The sequence below is a fragment of the Halopseudomonas salegens genome (genome assembly GCF_900105655.1).
In the GTDB taxonomy this organism is placed as follows: Bacteria; Pseudomonadota; Gammaproteobacteria; order Pseudomonadales; family Pseudomonadaceae; genus Halopseudomonas; species Halopseudomonas salegens.
This window is the reverse complement of the sequence record NZ_LT629787.1, coordinates 534645-550053: the sequence shown is the minus strand read 5'-3', so window position 1 is coordinate 550053 and position 15409 is coordinate 534645. Positions and strand designations below refer to the sequence as shown.

Below are 15409 nucleotides of genomic sequence, written 5' to 3'. Positions count from 1 at the left end.
AAGCGGTGATAATAGGCCAGAATGCTGGCATGACCTGAAAGACCACCGCAGCTGGAAAGGTTTTTCAACAGATTTTGTCGACAGCCGCGCCACACTTGCAACGCTGTGGGGCGTATTATCAGTCAAACCAATCGTTTTGTCTCGGGGAGCACCATGGAGTTCAACGTCAAGCACGGCAAGCTGGAAACGATCAAGACTGGCTGCCTGGTCGTAGCCATTCACGACAGCCGCCAACTCACCGGCCCGGTGGCCGAACTGGATCAGTCCTGCAATGGCCAGATCAGTGCCGCCATCAAGCATGGTGACATCAGCGGCAAGGCCGGGCAAACCCTCATGCTGTTCGGCCTGGCCGGTATCAGCGCGCAGCGCGTACTGCTGATCGGTGCCGGCAAGGCCGACGAATTGAATGAGCGCGGCCTGCGCAAGCTGGTGCAAAAAACCATCAGCACCCTCAAGGACCGAGGTGCCGGCGATGCTGTGCTGACGCTCAGCGCCCTGAATGTCAGCGGTCGCGATGCCTACGCCAGCTCTCGCCTGATCGTTGAAACCATTGCTGCCGAGCTGTATCAGTTCGACCAGTTCAAGAGCAAGAAAGCCGACAAGCCGAAGCTGAAGAAGTGTTTTTTGTGGGCGGAAGAGAAGGCTGACACCCAGCCACTGCAACTGGCTGTCGAGCATGGCCAGGCGATTGCCGCCGGCATGGACCTGACCCGTACCCTGGGCAACCTGCCGGCTAATGTGTGCACGCCGACCTACCTGGCGAAAGAAGCCAAGGCGATGGGCAAGGCGCACAAGGAACTCGACGTTGAAGTGCTGGAAGAAAAAGACATGAAAGCACTGGGCATGGGCTCGCTGCTGTCAGTCTCCAACGGCAGTGCCGAGCCCGCCAAGTTGATCCGCTTCAGCTATAACGGTGGCAAGGCCAAGCAACAGCCGCATGTCATGATTGGCAAGGGCATAACCTTCGATACCGGCGGCATCAGCCTGAAACCTGCGCCCAACATGGACGAAATGAAATACGACATGTGCGGCGCCGCCACTGTATTCGGCGTCATGAAAGCCGTTGTCAGCCTGAAACTGCCGATCAACCTGGTCGTTCTGGTTGCCGCCGCAGAGAATATGCCCAGCGGCACCGCGACCAAACCCGGCGACATTGTCACCAGCATGTCCGGCCAGACTATTGAAGTTCTCAATACCGATGCCGAAGGCCGTCTGGTGCTGTGCGATGCCTTGACCTATGCCGAACGCTTCAAGCCGGCCAGTGTGGTCGATATTGCTACCCTGACGGGTGCCTGTGTAGTTGCTCTGGGCGCCCATACCACGGGACTGCTGGGCAATAATGAAGCCCTGATTCAGCAACTGCTGAAAGCCGGCGTGCAGGCCAATGACCGGGCCTGGCAATTGCCCCTGTATGACGAATACCAGGAACAGCTGGACAGCCCCTTTGCCGACATCGCCAATATCGGCGGCCCCAAGGCCGGCACCATCACAGCCGCTTGCTTCCTGTCGCGTTTTGCCAAGGCCTATCCCTGGGCGCACCTGGATATTGCCGGCACCGCCTGGACCAGTGGCGGCAAGGACAAAGGCGCGACCGGCCGCCCGGTACCCATGCTGGTGCAGTATCTGCTGGACCAGATCGAGGCCTGAGCCTGAGACCGGCAATTGGCGTCACGTCGCCCATTGCCGGCATGCCCTGTCAACGGTTGCCAACTGAACAAGATTGCCATGACCCGTATTGACTTCTACCTGCTTTCCAGCGCCGCTCCACTGGCGCGGCTGGATTATGCCTGCCGTTTGGCCTACAAGGCGTGGAGTAAAGGGCATCAGGTCTATCTGCATTGCAGTGATGAAGATCAGGTCACAGAGCTGGACGGCTTGCTCTGGCGTTTTCGGGCCGACGCTTTTTTGCCCCATGGCAGCGACCCGCGGGATAGTCGCAACCCGGTGGTCTGCAGCTGTGCTGACGACCCCGGGCTGCAGCATGACCTGCTGATCAACCTGAGTGATCAGCAGCCGGCTTTTTTCAGCCGCTTCCGTCGCCTGGCAGAAATCGTCATCGAGCATGATCCAGTGCGCTTGCCCGCGCGCGAACGTTTTCGCTTTTATCGCGATAAAGGCTATGCTTTGCAGACTCACCCGATAAGGACGGCGGAATGAATCATGGCAGAGCGCGATCGTTCGGCACCCTCTAAATTGCTGGAAGACCTCGAGTCCATCCGCAACCTGCTGGATGAGGACCCGCACGCCGATGATACGCCCACTCCACCTGCCTCTCGCCCTGTAAAACCCGCAACACCGTCCGATCCAGTAGTGCCTACCGAAGCCCAACTGGATATCCCCTTGTTGCAGGACATCGTCGACGAACAACCGAGCCTTGAGCCTTTACCTGCTGCGGACCAGCCAGGCAGAGGAAAACCGCACAACCCTTTCCTGCCTTACGACTCGCTGGCCAAGCTGGCTGCCGAGCGCCAGCAGCTCGACCGTCTGCTTGGTCCACAACTGGAAAGCCTGGCCAGCAAGGCAGATGCCGAGCAGCTGCGCCTGACTTCGCGCCTGCAGACTGAAGCACAACTGATCATGCAGGAATTGCTCAACGAAATGCTCCCCAGTCTGGAACAAGAGCTGCAAAGTCGCCTGCGCAAGCGCCTGGAACAGATCGTTCACGAGCACCTGCAAAAAACCCGCTAAGACAGCGGGTGCCGGCACGCCCTCAGCCCGTTATAATGGCCGTTTTTCTGCGATAATCGTCGCCCGGCAATCGCCGCCCGACCAACCGGACAGCCAGAGCACCCATGGAAAAGACCTATCAGCCGCACGCCATTGAAACTTCCTGGTACCAGAACTGGGAGCAAAACAACTATTTTGCCCCTCAGGGCTCCGGCGAGTCCTACACCATTGCCCTGCCGCCACCCAATGTGACCGGCAGCCTGCACATGGGCCATGGCTTCAACAATGCGATCATGGATGCACTGATCCGTTTCCGCCGCATGCAGGGCCGCAATACCTTGTGGCAACCCGGTACCGACCACGCCGGCATTGCCACCCAGATGGTGGTGGAACGCCAGCTGGGCGCTCAAGGCATCAACCGCCATGACCTGGGCCGCGAGAAGTTTCTCGACAAGGTCTGGGAATGGAAGGAAGAATCCGGCGGCACCATTACCCGCCAGATCCGCCGCCTCGGCAGCTCGGTCGACTGGAGCCGCGAACGCTTCACCATGGACGACAGCATGTCGGAAGCGGTCAAGGAAGCCTTTGTGCGCCTGCATGAAGACGGCCTGATCTACCGTGGCAAACGCCTGGTCAACTGGGACCCGAAGCTGCACACCGCCATTTCCGATCTGGAAGTGGAAAACCATGACGAAACCGGCTCGCTGTGGAACCTGCGTTACCCGCTGGCGGATGGCGAAAAAACGGCCGAAGGCAAAGACTATCTGGTCGTCGCCACCACCCGCCCGGAAACCATGCTGGGTGACAGTGCGGTGGCGGTAAACCCGGACGATGAACGCTATCAGTCACTGATCGGCAAGTGTATCGAGCTGCCACTGGTAGGCCGACGCATTCCGATTGTTGCCGATGACTACTGTGACCCGGAATTCGGCACCGGCTGTGTGAAAATCACCCCGGCGCATGACTTCAACGACTATGAAGTCGGCAAGCGTCACACCCTGCCGCTGATCAATGTGCTGGACAAGGACGCCGCCGTACTGGCCAAGGCGCAAGTATTCAATATTGACGGCAGCGTCAACAGCGAGCTCGACGCCAGCCTGCCTGCCGCTTATGCCGGGCTCGACCGTTTCGAGGCGCGCAAGCAAATCGTGGTGGACTTCGAGGCTGCCGGCCTGCTGGAAAGCATCGAACCTCACGCACTCAAGGTGCCCAAGGGCGACCGCTCCGGCGTAGTAATCGAACCCTGGCTGACCGACCAATGGTACGTCTCGACCAAACCCCTGGCCGAACCCGCCATCGCTGCCGTGGAAGACGGCCGCATCGAGTTTGTGCCCAGGCAATACGAAAACATGTATTTCAGCTGGATGCGTGACATCCAGGACTGGTGTATCTCCCGCCAGCTGTGGTGGGGCCACCGTATTCCGGCCTGGTATGACGAGTCCGGCAAGGTTTATGTCGGTCGTGATGAAGCCGAAGTGCGCGCCAAACATAATCTCGGTGATACCCCATTGCGTCAGGACGACGACGTACTGGACACCTGGTTCAGCTCCGGCCTGTGGACCTTCTCCACCCTTGGCTGGCCGGAAAAAACCAAGGCATTGGACACCTTCCACCCGACTGACGTGCTGGTCACCGGCTTCGACATCATCTTCTTCTGGGTCGCACGCATGATCATGCTGACCATGCACCTGATGAAGCATGATGACGGCAGTGCCCAGGTACCGTTCAAGACCGTGTATGTGCATGGTCTGGTACGTGATGGCCAGGGCCAGAAGATGTCCAAGTCCAAGGGCAACGTGCTTGATCCGCTGGATATCATCGATGGTATTGATCTGGAAGCCTTGGTGAAGAAACGCACCAGCGGCATGATGCAGCCCAAGCTGGCGGAAAAGATCGAGAAGCAGACCCGCGCCGAATTCCCCGACGGCATCGCCGCCTACGGCACCGACGCCTTGCGCTTTACCAACTGCTCGCTGGCCTCCACCGGCCGCGACATCAAGTTCGACATGGGCCGCGTGGAAGGCTACCGCAACTTCTGCAACAAGATCTGGAATGCTGCACGTTATGTGATGATGCAGTGCGAAGACCAGGATACCGGGGTCAATGATGAAGCCGTCGAACTGACCCTGGCAGACCGCTGGATTATCTCGCAGCTGCAGCGCACCGAAGCTGAAGTGACGCGTCAGCTCGACCAGTTCCGCTTCGACCTGGCCGCCACCGCGCTCTACGAATTCATCTGGAACCAGTATTGTGATTGGTACCTCGAACTGTCCAAGCCGGTGCTCTGGGATGAAAACGCCCCCGCCGAGCGCCTGCGCGGTACCCGCCGTACCCTGGTACGGGTACTCGAAGCGGCGTTGCGCCTGGCGCACCCCTTCATGCCCTTTATCACCGAAGAAATCTGGCAGAAGATCGCTCCCCTGGCCGGCAAAAATGGCCCGACCATCATGTTGCAGCCCTGGCCGGAAACCGATGACAGCCGCATTGATGCGGCTGCCGAAGGCGATATCGAATGGCTCAAGGTACTGATCCTTGGCGTGCGAAATATCCGTGGCGAGATGAATGTGGCGCCGGGCAAGGCATTGGAAGTACTTCTGCGCAAGGCGGGCAGCGAAGATGTGCGTCGCCTGCAGGAGAATGACACTTTCCTGAAAAAGCTGGCCAAGCTGGAGAGCGTCCGCGTGCTGGCAGACGGCGAGGAAGCGCCCCTGTCTGCCACCGCGCTGGTTGGCGAACTGGAAGTACTGGTCCCCATGGCCGGGCTGATCGACAAGACCGCCGAACTGGCGCGCCTGGACAAGGAAATTGGCCGCTTGCAGGGTGAGGTCAAGCGCATTGGCGGCAAGCTGAGCAATCCCGGCTTCGTCGACAAGGCTCCAGCCGCTGTCATCGACAAGGAGCGCGGCAAATTGGCTGAGGCAGAAAAAGCACTGACCCAGCTAAGTGAGCAGCGTGCGCATATCGCCGACCTCTGAGCCAAACTGGACTAGACTGCCCAGATGAATCCGGAACTGGCACTGGTCCTGCTCATGCTGGCAATCAGCATGAGCCTGTTTATCCGCGGACGACCACGCATGGACGTGGTCGCCCTGCTGGTAATCATTGGTCTGCCGCTGACCGGCATCATTACGCTGCAACAGAGTATCGCCGGCTTCAGTAACCAGGCAGTGCTGTTGATTGCCAGTCTGTTTATTATCGGCCACGGCCTTGTGCGCACGGGGATTGCCTATCAAATGGGTGATCTGATCGTCAAACATGCCGCGACCAGTGAAATCCGCCTACTGGTGTTCCTGATGGCCTCGGTTGCCCTGCTCAGCTCGATAATGAGCTCCACCGGGGTGGTCGCAATCTTCATCCCTATCGTGCTGACCATTGCCAAGCGCATGCAGAGCTCACCGTCACATCTGATGATGCCGCTCAGCTTTGCCGGCCTGATTGGCGGCACCCTGACCCTGGTCGCCACACCACCGAACATGGTGGTCAGCGCGGAACTGGCACGCAGCGGCATCGACGGATTTTCCTTCTTCAGTTTCACGCCGATTGGTCTGGTGATCCTGACTCTGGGCATCATCTACATGCTGTTTGCCCGACGCTGGCTAGGCGGCTCCAAACCGGCTGCACCTGCGGGTGAACGCGACACCCTGTCCGACCTGGCCGATGCCTACGGGCTGACAGTCAGGGAACGCCGCCTGCTGGTGCTGGCCGACTCGCCGTTGGTCAATCGCCCACTGAATGAACTGGAGTTGCGTCAGCAGTACGGTATCAATGTGATTGCCATAGAGCATCCACGCAAATTCCGTCGGGTATTGGAGATGGCCACCAAGCACAGCCGGATTCGTGCCGGGGATACCTTGCTGATCGATCTGGCCAGCCCGGCGATTGCGCTGGCAGGTGCCTACGAGGAACTGGGCCTGGAACCCCGCCCACTGCCGATTTCCTATTACCGCATTTACGCCCAGCAAATGGGCCTGGCCGAAGTCGCCCTGCCACCGGAGTCCGCCCTGCCGGGCAAAACCATCCAGGAATTGAATTTCCGCAGCCGATACCGCCTCAACGTGGTCGGACTGAGGCGCCAAGGCAAGGCACTACCGGGGCTGCTGGTTGACGAACCGCTCAAATCGGCGGATACCCTGCTGGTGGCCGGCACCTGGGAAGATATCAACCAGTTGTATGGTCAGACGCGTGATTTCATGCTGTTCAACCTGCCGGCTGAAATCGACGAAGTTGCTCCGGCCAAGGACAAGGCCCCCTTTGCCCTGCTCAGTCTGGGCATCATGGTCATATTGATGGTCAGTGGCCTGGTGCCCAACCTGATGGCGGCATTGATCGGTTGCCTGTTGATGGGGGTGTTTGGCTGCATCACCATGGACTCGGCCTACAAGTCGATTCACTGGTCAAGCCTGTTACTGATCATCGGCATGCTGCCCTTTGCCCTGGCGCTGGAAGAAACCGGCGGGATCGATCTGGCCGTCAGTGTTCTGCTGGACAGTTTTGGTAATGCCGGGCCGCGTACGCTGCTGGCCGTGCTCTTTGCCGCCACCGCACTGATCGGGATGTTTATTTCCAATACCGCCACTGCCGTGCTGATGGCTCCGGTAGCCATTGCCACCGCCCAGGCGGTAGATGCCTCGCCCTACCCCTTCGCCATGACCGTGGCGCTGGCCGCCTCGGCAGCCTTCATGGCACCGGTATCCTCACCGGTAAACACCCTGGTACTTGACCCCGGCGGGTATAAATTTACCGACTTCATGCGCATCGGCATTCCCTTTACCTTGCTCGTATTGGTGGTGACCGTGCTGCTGGTACCTTTGCTGTTTCCGCTTTAAACCACAGCAATTGCCAGTCGCCAGCATCTGGAGTACCTTGCTCAGCCCGATATTGAACACACGCGCAGCGGACTCACTATGCCCATCGACAACAGCATCGTTCACCAGATTCACAAGAAGCCGGATGGCCAGCCCGCCAGCCTGACCTTGCGTGAGGCTGAGCTGGCCAACTCCGACGCGCTGGAACAACTGCTCGCCGGTCTGATCGAGGCGTACAACAGCAAGCCGAACAAGGCCTGGGGGTATTTCCACGAGGAAAGCGGCGCCTACCCCTTCAGTGGCTGGCTGCAGCAACTGCTCGATCAGGAACTGGATTTCGTCAGCTTTTCTGCCCAGGCCAGTGAACAGCTGAAAACCCTGATGGAAGCTTCAAATCTGGCCCTCGGTGGCCATGTACTGTTCATTCGCTACCGCCAGGGCATGACCGCCTTCCTGATCATTGCCCTGTTGCATCATACCGAAGGTGTAACCGTGACCGACCAGCTGGATGTGGCCAGTGCCCGCCATCTGGATCTGGGCAGCCTGAACATGGCGGCCCGCATCAACCTGACCGAATGGAAACAGAACAGCGCCTCCAAACAGTACATTTCCTTTATTCGCGGGCGCAGTGGCAAGCGGGTGTCGGATTACTTCCGTGACTTTATCGGTTGCCAGGAAGGGCCGAATCCGGAAACCGAAACCAACACCCTGCTACAGGCATTTCAGGATTACGTCGGCGAAGCCGACATGCCGGGCGACGACATCAAGACCAAAAGCAAAGCAATGGGCGGCTACGTCAATGGCCAGGCCCGTCAGGGTGAGAAGGTCGCGCTGGAAGAGCTGTCCGGCCTGATTGATGAAGAACAGCCGCGCGCTTTCTATGATTACATCCGCAACAAGGATTACGGCCTGTCACCGGAAATCCCACCGGACAAGAAAACCATGAACAACTTCATGCGTTTTTACGGCAAGGCGGACGGGCTATCCATCAGCTTTGAAGCCCACCTGCTCGGTGAACGGGTGGAATACGATGAAGGCGGCGACGCCCTCGTGATCAAACACCCACCGAAAGGGCTGGTGCAGCAGCTGCGCAACAAGCGCCGCTGATTAATTCAGTTTTTTTTGCCAAAACATGGCCCGGCCCATCGCCGGGTCCAGTTCGTACCCGGCAAAGCCCAGCTTTGCATAGGCCTTCTGCGCCGGCACATTCCCTTCCAGTACTTCCAAGGTCAGCTTGCAACAGCCGCGCTCACGCGCAATCTTTTCCACCTCGGCCAACATCAACTGGCTGATGCTCTGGCCACGATAGTCCGGCAGCACCGCCACATCGTGAATGTTCACCAGCGGTTGAGCGACAAAGGTGGAAAAGCCCATCAGGCAATTGACCAGCCCCACCGGCTGCTCGCCCGCATACGCCAGCACACTGAACGCATGGGGCAGTTCAGCCAGGCGCGGCACCAGGGTTTCCTTGACGACCGCAGGCAGCGGCTCAGCGCCGCCCATAGGGTCGCGGGCGTAGGCATCCAGCAATTCGGCAATGGCCGTGGCATGCTCGGGGTTACGGTAATCGGCGCGCAGGATAGTGATCGACATGGCAGAACGTCTCGGCAAAACAGGCAGTATAGCGCCGCCGGGGCTGTGCACGCTAACCTGGCGACCTTGGCTCAGGGCTTGAGCTTGTAACCGGTACGGAAGATCCACCAGACCAGCAACAGGCAGACGGCAAGAAAGACCAGGGTCATGCCGACGCTGACGGCGATGTGCACATCGGCACTGCCATAGAAACTCCAGCGAAAACCACTGATCAGATAGACCACCGGGTTGAACAGACTGACCTTCTGCCAGAAGGGTGGCAGCATGCTGATCGAGTAAAAGCTGCCACCGAGGAAGGTCAGCGGAGTGACGATCATCAGCGGGATGATCTGCAGCTTCTCGAAGCCGTCCGCCCAGATGCCGATGATAAAACCAAACAGGCTGAAGGTCACTGCGGTGAGCACCAGAAAGCCGAGCATCCACACCGGGTGCTGCACCTCGTAGGGCACGAACAAGCGTGCGGTCACCAATACCAGAATGCCGAGCAGTACTGACTTGGTGGCGGCCGCGCCGACGTAGCCAATGACGATCTCCGCCGGGGATATCGGCGCCGAGAGCACCTCGTAGATGGTCCCGGTGAACTTCGGCATATAGATTCCGAAAGACGCGTTGGAAATGCTTTCATTCAGCAGCATCAGCATGATCAGGCCCGGTACCAGAAAGGCGCCGTAACCAATGCCATTGACGTCGGTCATGCGTGCACCGATAGCTGCGCCGAACACCACGAAATAGAGGGTGGTGGAAATCACCGGCGAGGCAATGCTCTGCCAGAGGGTCCGGCGCAAGCGTGCCAGCTCGAAGGTGTAGATCGCCCAGATACCCAATCCGTTCATGTCGGCTCCTGCTCGCCGTGCACCAGCTCGACAAAGATATCCTCCAGCGAACTCTGACTGGAATGCAGATCCTTGTACTCGATACCTGCATCGCCCAGCAGGCGCAACAGGGTTGCAATGCCGCTGCGCTCGGCATGGGCGTCATAGGTGTAGACCAGCTGGTAACCCGCATCCGTCAGGCTCAGCGGTAAATCTGCCAATGCGGTGGGAATCTCGCGCAATGGCTGCTGCAGATGAACGCTCAGCTGCTTGCTACCGAGCCGCTGCATCAGCACTTGCTTGTCTTCCACCAGCATCAGTTCACCCTGACGGATGACACCGATGCGATCGGCCATTTCTTCGGCCTCTTCAATGTAGTGCGTGGTCAGAATGATGGTGACACCCTGATCACGTAATCGCCGCACCAGGGCCCACATGTCGCGCCGCAGCTCGACATCCACCCCGGCAGTCGGTTCATCCAGAAAGAGCACGTCGGGTTCATGCGCCAGCGCCTTGGCAATCAACACCCGCCTTTTCATGCCACCGGACAGGTGCATGATGCGCTCGTCACGCTTGTCCCACAGCGACAGGTCACGCAACACACGCTCCAGATGGACCGCATCCGGTCGCTTGCCGAACAGGCCGCGGCTGAGCTTGAGGGTCGCCCAGACGGTATCGAACATGTTGTTGGTCAGCTCTTGCGGCACCAGACCAATCAGCTGCCGCGCGGCGCGGTAGTCACGCACAGTGTCGTGACCGTCGACCAGTACCTGCCCGCTGCTGGCATTGACCAGGCCGCAGATGATACTGATCAGCGTCGTCTTGCCCGCACCGTTGGGGCCGAGCAAGGCGAGGATCTCTCCGCGGCGAATGCTCAGATCAAGCTGTTTCAGGGCCTGAAAACCGGACTCGTAGGTCTTGCTCAGGCCACTGATCTGGATAATGGGGTCCACGGTGTCTCCATCAGGGGAATGCCATCAGGCAGGCGCGCCCGCACCGGATACTCCGGGCGGGCGCTGACAGGTCAGCCCGCCACGACTCTGAAGCCGAAGCGCGGAAAGTGCACCCGCACAGTACCGGCACGTTCATCCGTACGCTCGATAATGATTTCATCGGCGTCCTCATGCACCAGGCTGCCGGTCACCGGGTCAGTCCCGTAATCCACCGCACTGACGCTGACCGTCTGGCCTTTGCTGAAATCGCCCGGGCTGGCAAAAGGCGTATCCGGCAACGGCTCGGGATCGCTTTCGCGGGCGATGCGCAGCGCTTCTTCACCGCTCATCTCGCTATGCGCACCATGCCCCACATCAGCCATGCGACGCATCCAGGCCTGTACTGCCGGGTAAGGGTCCAGCGCTTCAGCCACCGCCTTGTTGCTGGCAACAAACCACAGTGGGTGGTAGTAGGCAAAGTCCGCAACACTTGGGGTATCACCCAGCAGGAAATCGCCATCGCGATCCAGCTGGGTCTCCAGCCGGCCAAGCAGGCTGGGCCACTGCGACAGCGCCACCTCAGTTTCCAGACGGGTAGCGGTACCACCGGCAAACAGTGCCTGACGATCAGCGACAAAAGCCTTGGCGACCGCTTCCGGCAAACTGCCGAAACGCTCGGCCAGACCCTTGGGTTGGAAGTTGATGGCAACGGCATGCTGGAACAGCACCTGATCGGCAAATTGCGCCAACCCGCTGGCAGCCGCTTCACGGCCTTCCGGGAACAGCGCCGGCATGGCCTTCTCGTGCTCCAGGCGGCGGGCAATCAGCGCGGTATCGCAATAGATATCACACCCCACCTGCATCACCGGTGTTTTCCGGTAACCGCCGGTCAGCGCGGTCAGGTCAGGCTTCGGCATGACCGGCGGAATCATCACCGAATGCCAGGACAACCCCTTGAAACCCAGCATCAGGCGGGCTTTTTCAGCAAAAGGCGATTGCGGGTAATGGTGCAGAATCAGATCACTCATGAGGGGGTCTCCGTGTTATTTGCGCCCAGCTTAGTCGTTGCTTGCCCGGCTGCACAGCTATTCGCCGTTACTGATAGTGTCGCATCGAACTGACTGATCAGTCGCTCCTTGGCAGCACGCTTGAGACGCTTGATGGCGATTTCCTCGCGCAGGGCAGATCCGTGGTCAGTGCAGCGCCGTTGCCAGACCAGCGCCTGCGCCGGGCTGCGGTTGAAAAAGCGGGCGCCACGGCCATTGCGGTGCTGCTCGAAGCGCCGCTGCGGATCAGTGCTGATGCCCGTGTACAGGTGCCCGTTGGCGGCACGCACCATATAGACCCACCAGACAGGTGCAGCGACAGGGGGTTCGGCAGTATGCTTGCAGGACGACAAAGGCATGCTCAGGATTGCGGGAGTCATAGATGTTTATACAGATTTTCACCACTGGCGGCACCTTCGACAAGGTCTATTTTGATGCCTTGAGTGATTACCAGATCGGCGAACCCCAGGCTGGCGAATTGCTGCAGCAGGCGCGCATCAATGGCGACTTTGCCCTGCAGTCACTGGTCAAGAAGGACAGCCTGGAGCTGAACGATGCCGATCGCGATCTGATTCACGCGGCCGTCAGCGCCTGCCCGCACCGGCATATCCTGATTACCCATGGCACCGATACCATGACGGTCACCGCAGCAACGCTGGCAGATATTGAAGACAAGGTGATCGTTCTCACCGGGGCCATGCAGCCCGCACGCTTTCGTGACAGCGATGCCCCGTTCAACCTGGGCCTGGCGGTGGGGGCATTGAATACCTGCCCTGATGGCGTCTGGATTGCCATGAGCGGGCGCATTTTTGCTGCTGACGGAGTGGCCAAAAACCGGATTGCCGGGGTGTTTGAGTCCAAATAAAACCTTTGTTCAAACACGCCGACACTTGAGGTCACCGGCCGAATGCATCAGACCTTGATAAAGTGCTCGCGGTAATACTGCAGCTCACTGATCGAATCGCGGATATCATCCAGCGCCAGATGACTGCTGCTTTTCTTGACGCCCTTCTTGAGTTCCGGGGCCCAGCGAGCAACCAGTTCTTTCAATGTTGAGACATCGATATGCCGGTAGTGGAAATACTTCTCCAGCAGTGGCATGCCACGATGGAGGAAACGCCGATCCTGGCAAATGCTGTTGCCGCACATGGGTGACACCCGCTCCGGCACCCATTCGCGCAAAAATTCCAGCGTCTGACGCTCGGCTTCAGCCAGCGTAATGCGGCTATCCAGTACACGCTGGGTGAGTCCCGATTGACCATGCTGGCGGGTATTCCACTCATCCATCCCTTGCATCACCACCGCCGGCTGGTTGATCGCCAGCACCGGACCCACAGCCAACTCGTTGAGGTTGGCATCAGTCACCACGGTGGCAATCTCGATGATCACATCATTGTCCGGATCCAGGCCGGTCATTTCCAGATCGATCCAGATCAGATTATTGGCATCTTGCATGCGTGCTCCAAAACAGGTGAAGAGTCCGACAGTATAGCGGCAAGAGTGCTACACTGCGGCCATTCCCAGCAAGCGATCTGCCATGGCCAAGCGACATCTGACCCGGCGCCAGAATTGGCGCATCCAGAAAATCCAGGACGAACGTGCCGAGCGCGCGAACAAACGTGCGGAAAAGGCCGAAGAGCAACTCGGTGCCAGTGATCTCGGCCCGGAGCAGGAAGGCCTGGTGATTGCCCATTTCGGCGTGCAGGTTGATGTCGAATGCACCCAGGGCGAACTGGCCGGCGAGGTCCGCCGTTGTCACCGCCGGGCAAATCTGCCAGCGCTGGTGACAGGCGACCGAGTGGTCTGGCGGGCCGACAACCTGCAGGGCGGTGTGATCGTTGCCCAGCTGCCGCGCAGCTCCGAGCTGTGCCGTCCGGATATGCGCGGTCAACTCAAGCCGGTCGCAGCCAATGTCGATCTGCTGGTCATTGTCTTTGCTCCCCTGCCAACCCCTTACAGTGTGCTGATCGACCGCTATCTGGTGGCCGCGGAGCAAGCTGGACTGGCGCCCTTGCTGGTCATGAACAAAGCGGATCTACTCGACCCCGAACGGGACGCCGAGTTGCTGGGTTGGCTGGACAGCTATCAGGCACTGGGCTACCCGGTGTTGCGCCTGTCAGCCAGCGCCGGCGAGGGTCTGGACCAGCTGCAGGCGCGCCTGCGTGACCAGATCAGTGTCTTTGTCGGGCAATCGGGGGTGGGTAAATCATCCTTGATCAATGCCTTGCTGCCCGGCACTGACCTGCGCGTCGGGGCTCTGTCCGACAGCACCGGCAAAGGCACGCATACCACCACCACAGCGCGCCTGTTTCACTTCCCTGCCGGGGGCGACCTGATTGATTCGCCCGGTATTCGCGAGTTTGGCCTGACGCACATCAGCCATGATGACCTGCTGTATGGCTTTATCGAGTTTCGTCCCTTGCTCGGCTATTGTCGTTTCCGCGACTGCCAGCATCTGCACGAACCCGGCTGCGCACTGCTGGGGGCCGTCAATGAGGGCAAGATCAGTCAGGCGCGAATGGACAGCTACCGACATATTCTCTCCAGCCTGGGTGAACACGACAGCTACTGAGTTATTCGCGCAGGCGTTCCAGTGAACCCGCATCCTCGAACAGATTTGCCGGCGGCTCAGGTTCGGGGGCGGCCGGAACCGACTCGGGCTCCGCTGTGGGCTCGTCAGGCTGATCTTGTGTTTGTTCCTCCGGCACTGGCTGCATGTCGCCCCGTGTCGAATCAACCATCATGCGTTCGGCACGCTTGTTCAGCACCACGATTTCGATACGACGGTTGATCGGGTTCAGCGGATTATCGGCATCAAAGGGCGCTGAGTCAGCATAGCCAACCACTCGGGCAATCTGCTCTTGCGGATAGCCAGCAGCCAGCAGGGTACGACGAGCGGCATTGGCACGATCAGCAGACAGCTCCCAATTCCCGTAATCACGGCGAACGGTAAACGGCTGGGCGTCGGTATGCCCGCTGATACTGATCTTGTTTTCCACCTTGGCGATTGTGTCGCTAAGCGCGAGCAGAATTTCCTCGAAATAGTCCTGCAAACGTGCGCTGCCACTGGTAAACATCGGCCGGTTCTCGGCATCAACGATCTGGATACGCAAGCCGTCCGCGGTAATCTCCAGCAGAATCTGCTCACGAAACCTTTGCAATACCGGCTCGGTATCGATTCGGTTCTGCAATTCCTGCAAGAGCAAATCCAGCTCCATGCGCTCCAGCTGTTCCGCGAGAGATTCTATGGTTTCCGCATCCAGACTGGTCGCCTCCTGATCACGAATACTTTGCTCAGGGCCCATTTCCGGTGTGCCACCCAGATCAATGACAAAAGGACTGCCGCTGGTATCAAAGTTGATCGGGTCATTGAAATAGCCGGAAATCATCTGCAACTGGGTTTCATCTGCCGTTGTCAGCAGCCACATCACCAGAAAAAATGCCATCATGGCGACGGCAAAGTCGGCAAAGGCGATTTTCCACGACCCTCCGTGGTGCCCATCGGCTTTGCGACTGATGCGCTTGACGATGATCGGCTGTGTGTTGTCCACCGC

At 59.2% G+C, this 15409-nt stretch carries 15 protein-coding genes; 8 read left to right on the top strand and 7 right to left on the bottom strand.

The window, feature by feature from the left end; genetic code table 11:
- Window positions 1-153 precede the first annotated feature (153 nt).
- The 6 genes from BLU07_RS02395 to yejK all read left to right on the top strand — a co-directional run bounded on the left by BLU07_RS02395 (window position 154) and on the right by yejK (window position 8579).
- The gene (locus BLU07_RS02395) at window positions 154-1647 is read left to right on the top strand and encodes a leucyl aminopeptidase (protein WP_092383781.1); all 1494 of its coding nucleotides are present in this window, start codon (window positions 154-156) and stop codon (window positions 1645-1647) included.
- A gap of 78 nt (window positions 1648-1725) precedes the next feature.
- Window positions 1726-2157 carry a DNA polymerase III subunit chi gene (locus BLU07_RS02390; protein ID WP_092383779.1) on the top strand — a complete coding sequence of 144 codons (432 nt, stop codon included), beginning with the start codon at window positions 1726-1728 and terminating at the stop codon, window positions 2155-2157.
- A 3-nt stretch (window positions 2158-2160) separates the two neighbouring features.
- A complete protein-coding gene (locus BLU07_RS02385) occupies window positions 2161-2688 on the top strand; it encodes a hypothetical protein (protein ID WP_092383777.1) in 528 nt (175 codons plus the stop codon).
- Window positions 2689-2792: 104 nt separating this feature from the next.
- Entirely contained in the window at window positions 2793-5642 is a 2850-nt protein-coding gene (locus tag BLU07_RS02380; protein WP_092383775.1) for a valine--tRNA ligase, read from the top strand.
- Between the two features lie 24 nt (window positions 5643-5666).
- Window positions 5667-7493: an SLC13 family permease gene (locus BLU07_RS02375; RefSeq protein ID WP_092383773.1), complete on the top strand. Its 1827-nt coding sequence runs from the start codon at window positions 5667-5669 to the stop codon at window positions 7491-7493.
- 78 nt (window positions 7494-7571) lie between these two features.
- Entirely contained in the window at window positions 7572-8579 is a 1008-nt protein-coding gene (gene yejK / locus BLU07_RS02370) for a nucleoid-associated protein YejK (RefSeq protein WP_092383771.1), read from the top strand.
- On the opposite strand, the gene BLU07_RS02365 is transcribed toward yejK, so the two are convergent.
- From BLU07_RS02365 to BLU07_RS02345, 5 genes are all read right to left on the bottom strand, one after another.
- Window positions 8580-9065, bottom strand: a complete 486-nt coding sequence (locus BLU07_RS02365; RefSeq protein WP_092383769.1) for a GNAT family N-acetyltransferase — start codon at window positions 9063-9065, stop codon at window positions 8580-8582.
- A gap of 71 nt (window positions 9066-9136) precedes the next feature.
- On the bottom strand, window positions 9137-9898 hold the full coding sequence (locus BLU07_RS02360; protein ID WP_092383767.1) for an ABC transporter permease: 762 nt from the start codon (window positions 9896-9898) through the stop codon (window positions 9137-9139).
- Window positions 9895-10830 carry an ABC transporter ATP-binding protein gene (locus BLU07_RS02355; RefSeq protein WP_092383765.1) on the bottom strand — a complete coding sequence of 312 codons (936 nt, stop codon included), beginning with the start codon at window positions 10828-10830 and terminating at the stop codon, window positions 9895-9897. The genes BLU07_RS02360 and BLU07_RS02355 overlap by 4 nt, the downstream gene beginning before the upstream one ends.
- Window positions 10831-10901: 71 nt before the next feature.
- A complete protein-coding gene (locus BLU07_RS02350) occupies window positions 10902-11837 on the bottom strand; it encodes a glutathione S-transferase family protein (RefSeq protein ID WP_092383763.1) in 936 nt (311 codons plus the stop codon).
- Window positions 11834-12214 carry a GIY-YIG nuclease family protein gene (locus BLU07_RS02345; RefSeq protein ID WP_092389520.1) on the bottom strand — a complete coding sequence of 127 codons (381 nt, stop codon included), beginning with the start codon at window positions 12212-12214 and terminating at the stop codon, window positions 11834-11836. Before BLU07_RS02345 ends, BLU07_RS02350 begins: the two co-directional genes overlap by 4 nt.
- Before the next feature lie 23 nt (window positions 12215-12237).
- Between BLU07_RS02345 and BLU07_RS02340 the strand changes: the two genes are divergently transcribed.
- Window positions 12238-12720, top strand: a complete 483-nt coding sequence (locus BLU07_RS02340) for an asparaginase domain-containing protein (protein WP_092383761.1) — start codon at window positions 12238-12240, stop codon at window positions 12718-12720.
- 47 nt (window positions 12721-12767) lie between these two features.
- Here the strand turns inward: BLU07_RS02340 and orn are convergent, their stop codons facing one another.
- A complete protein-coding gene (gene orn / locus BLU07_RS02335) occupies window positions 12768-13310 on the bottom strand; it encodes an oligoribonuclease (protein WP_092383759.1) in 543 nt (180 codons plus the stop codon).
- Between the two features lie 82 nt (window positions 13311-13392).
- On the opposite strand from orn, the gene rsgA reads away from it, so the two are divergent.
- Window positions 13393-14427 (top strand): small ribosomal subunit biogenesis GTPase RsgA, encoded by a 1035-nt coding sequence (gene rsgA / locus BLU07_RS02330; RefSeq protein ID WP_092383757.1) that lies wholly within the window; start codon window positions 13393-13395, stop codon window positions 14425-14427.
- A 1-nt stretch (window position 14428) separates the two neighbouring features.
- Here rsgA and motB read toward each other — a convergent pair whose 3' ends face one another.
- The gene (gene motB, locus BLU07_RS02325; protein ID WP_092383755.1) at window positions 14429-15406 is read right to left on the bottom strand and encodes a flagellar motor protein MotB; all 978 of its coding nucleotides are present in this window, start codon (window positions 15404-15406) and stop codon (window positions 14429-14431) included.
- Between the last annotated feature and the right edge of the window lie 3 nt (window positions 15407-15409).

Bases quoted from the DNA above. Each gene is read 5' to 3' on its own strand.
- BLU07_RS02395 (WP_092383781.1), top strand. From the start codon at position 154: ATGGAGTTCAACGTCAAGCACGGCAAGCTGGAAACGATCAAGACTGGC.
- BLU07_RS02390 (WP_092383779.1), top strand. From the start codon at position 1,726: ATGACCCGTATTGACTTCTACCTGCTTTCCAGCGCCGCTCCACTGGCG.
- BLU07_RS02385 (WP_092383777.1), top strand. From the start codon at position 2,161: ATGGCAGAGCGCGATCGTTCGGCACCCTCTAAATTGCTGGAAGACCTC.
- BLU07_RS02380 (WP_092383775.1), top strand. From the start codon at position 2,793: ATGGAAAAGACCTATCAGCCGCACGCCATTGAAACTTCCTGGTACCAG.
- BLU07_RS02375 (WP_092383773.1), top strand. From the start codon at position 5,667: ATGAATCCGGAACTGGCACTGGTCCTGCTCATGCTGGCAATCAGCATG.
- yejK (WP_092383771.1), top strand. From the start codon at position 7,572: ATGCCCATCGACAACAGCATCGTTCACCAGATTCACAAGAAGCCGGAT.
- BLU07_RS02365 (WP_092383769.1), bottom strand. From the start codon at position 9,065: ATGTCGATCACTATCCTGCGCGCCGATTACCGTAACCCCGAGCATGCC.
- BLU07_RS02360 (WP_092383767.1), bottom strand. From the start codon at position 9,898: ATGAACGGATTGGGTATCTGGGCGATCTACACCTTCGAGCTGGCACGC.
- BLU07_RS02350 (WP_092383763.1), bottom strand. From the start codon at position 11,837: ATGAGTGATCTGATTCTGCACCATTACCCGCAATCGCCTTTTGCTGAA.
- BLU07_RS02345 (WP_092389520.1), bottom strand. From the start codon at position 12,214: ATGCCTTTGTCGTCCTGCAAGCATACTGCCGAACCCCCTGTCGCTGCA.
- BLU07_RS02340 (WP_092383761.1), top strand. From the start codon at position 12,238: ATGTTTATACAGATTTTCACCACTGGCGGCACCTTCGACAAGGTCTAT.
- orn (WP_092383759.1), bottom strand. From the start codon at position 13,310: ATGCAAGATGCCAATAATCTGATCTGGATCGATCTGGAAATGACCGGC.
- rsgA (WP_092383757.1), top strand. From the start codon at position 13,393: ATGGCCAAGCGACATCTGACCCGGCGCCAGAATTGGCGCATCCAGAAA.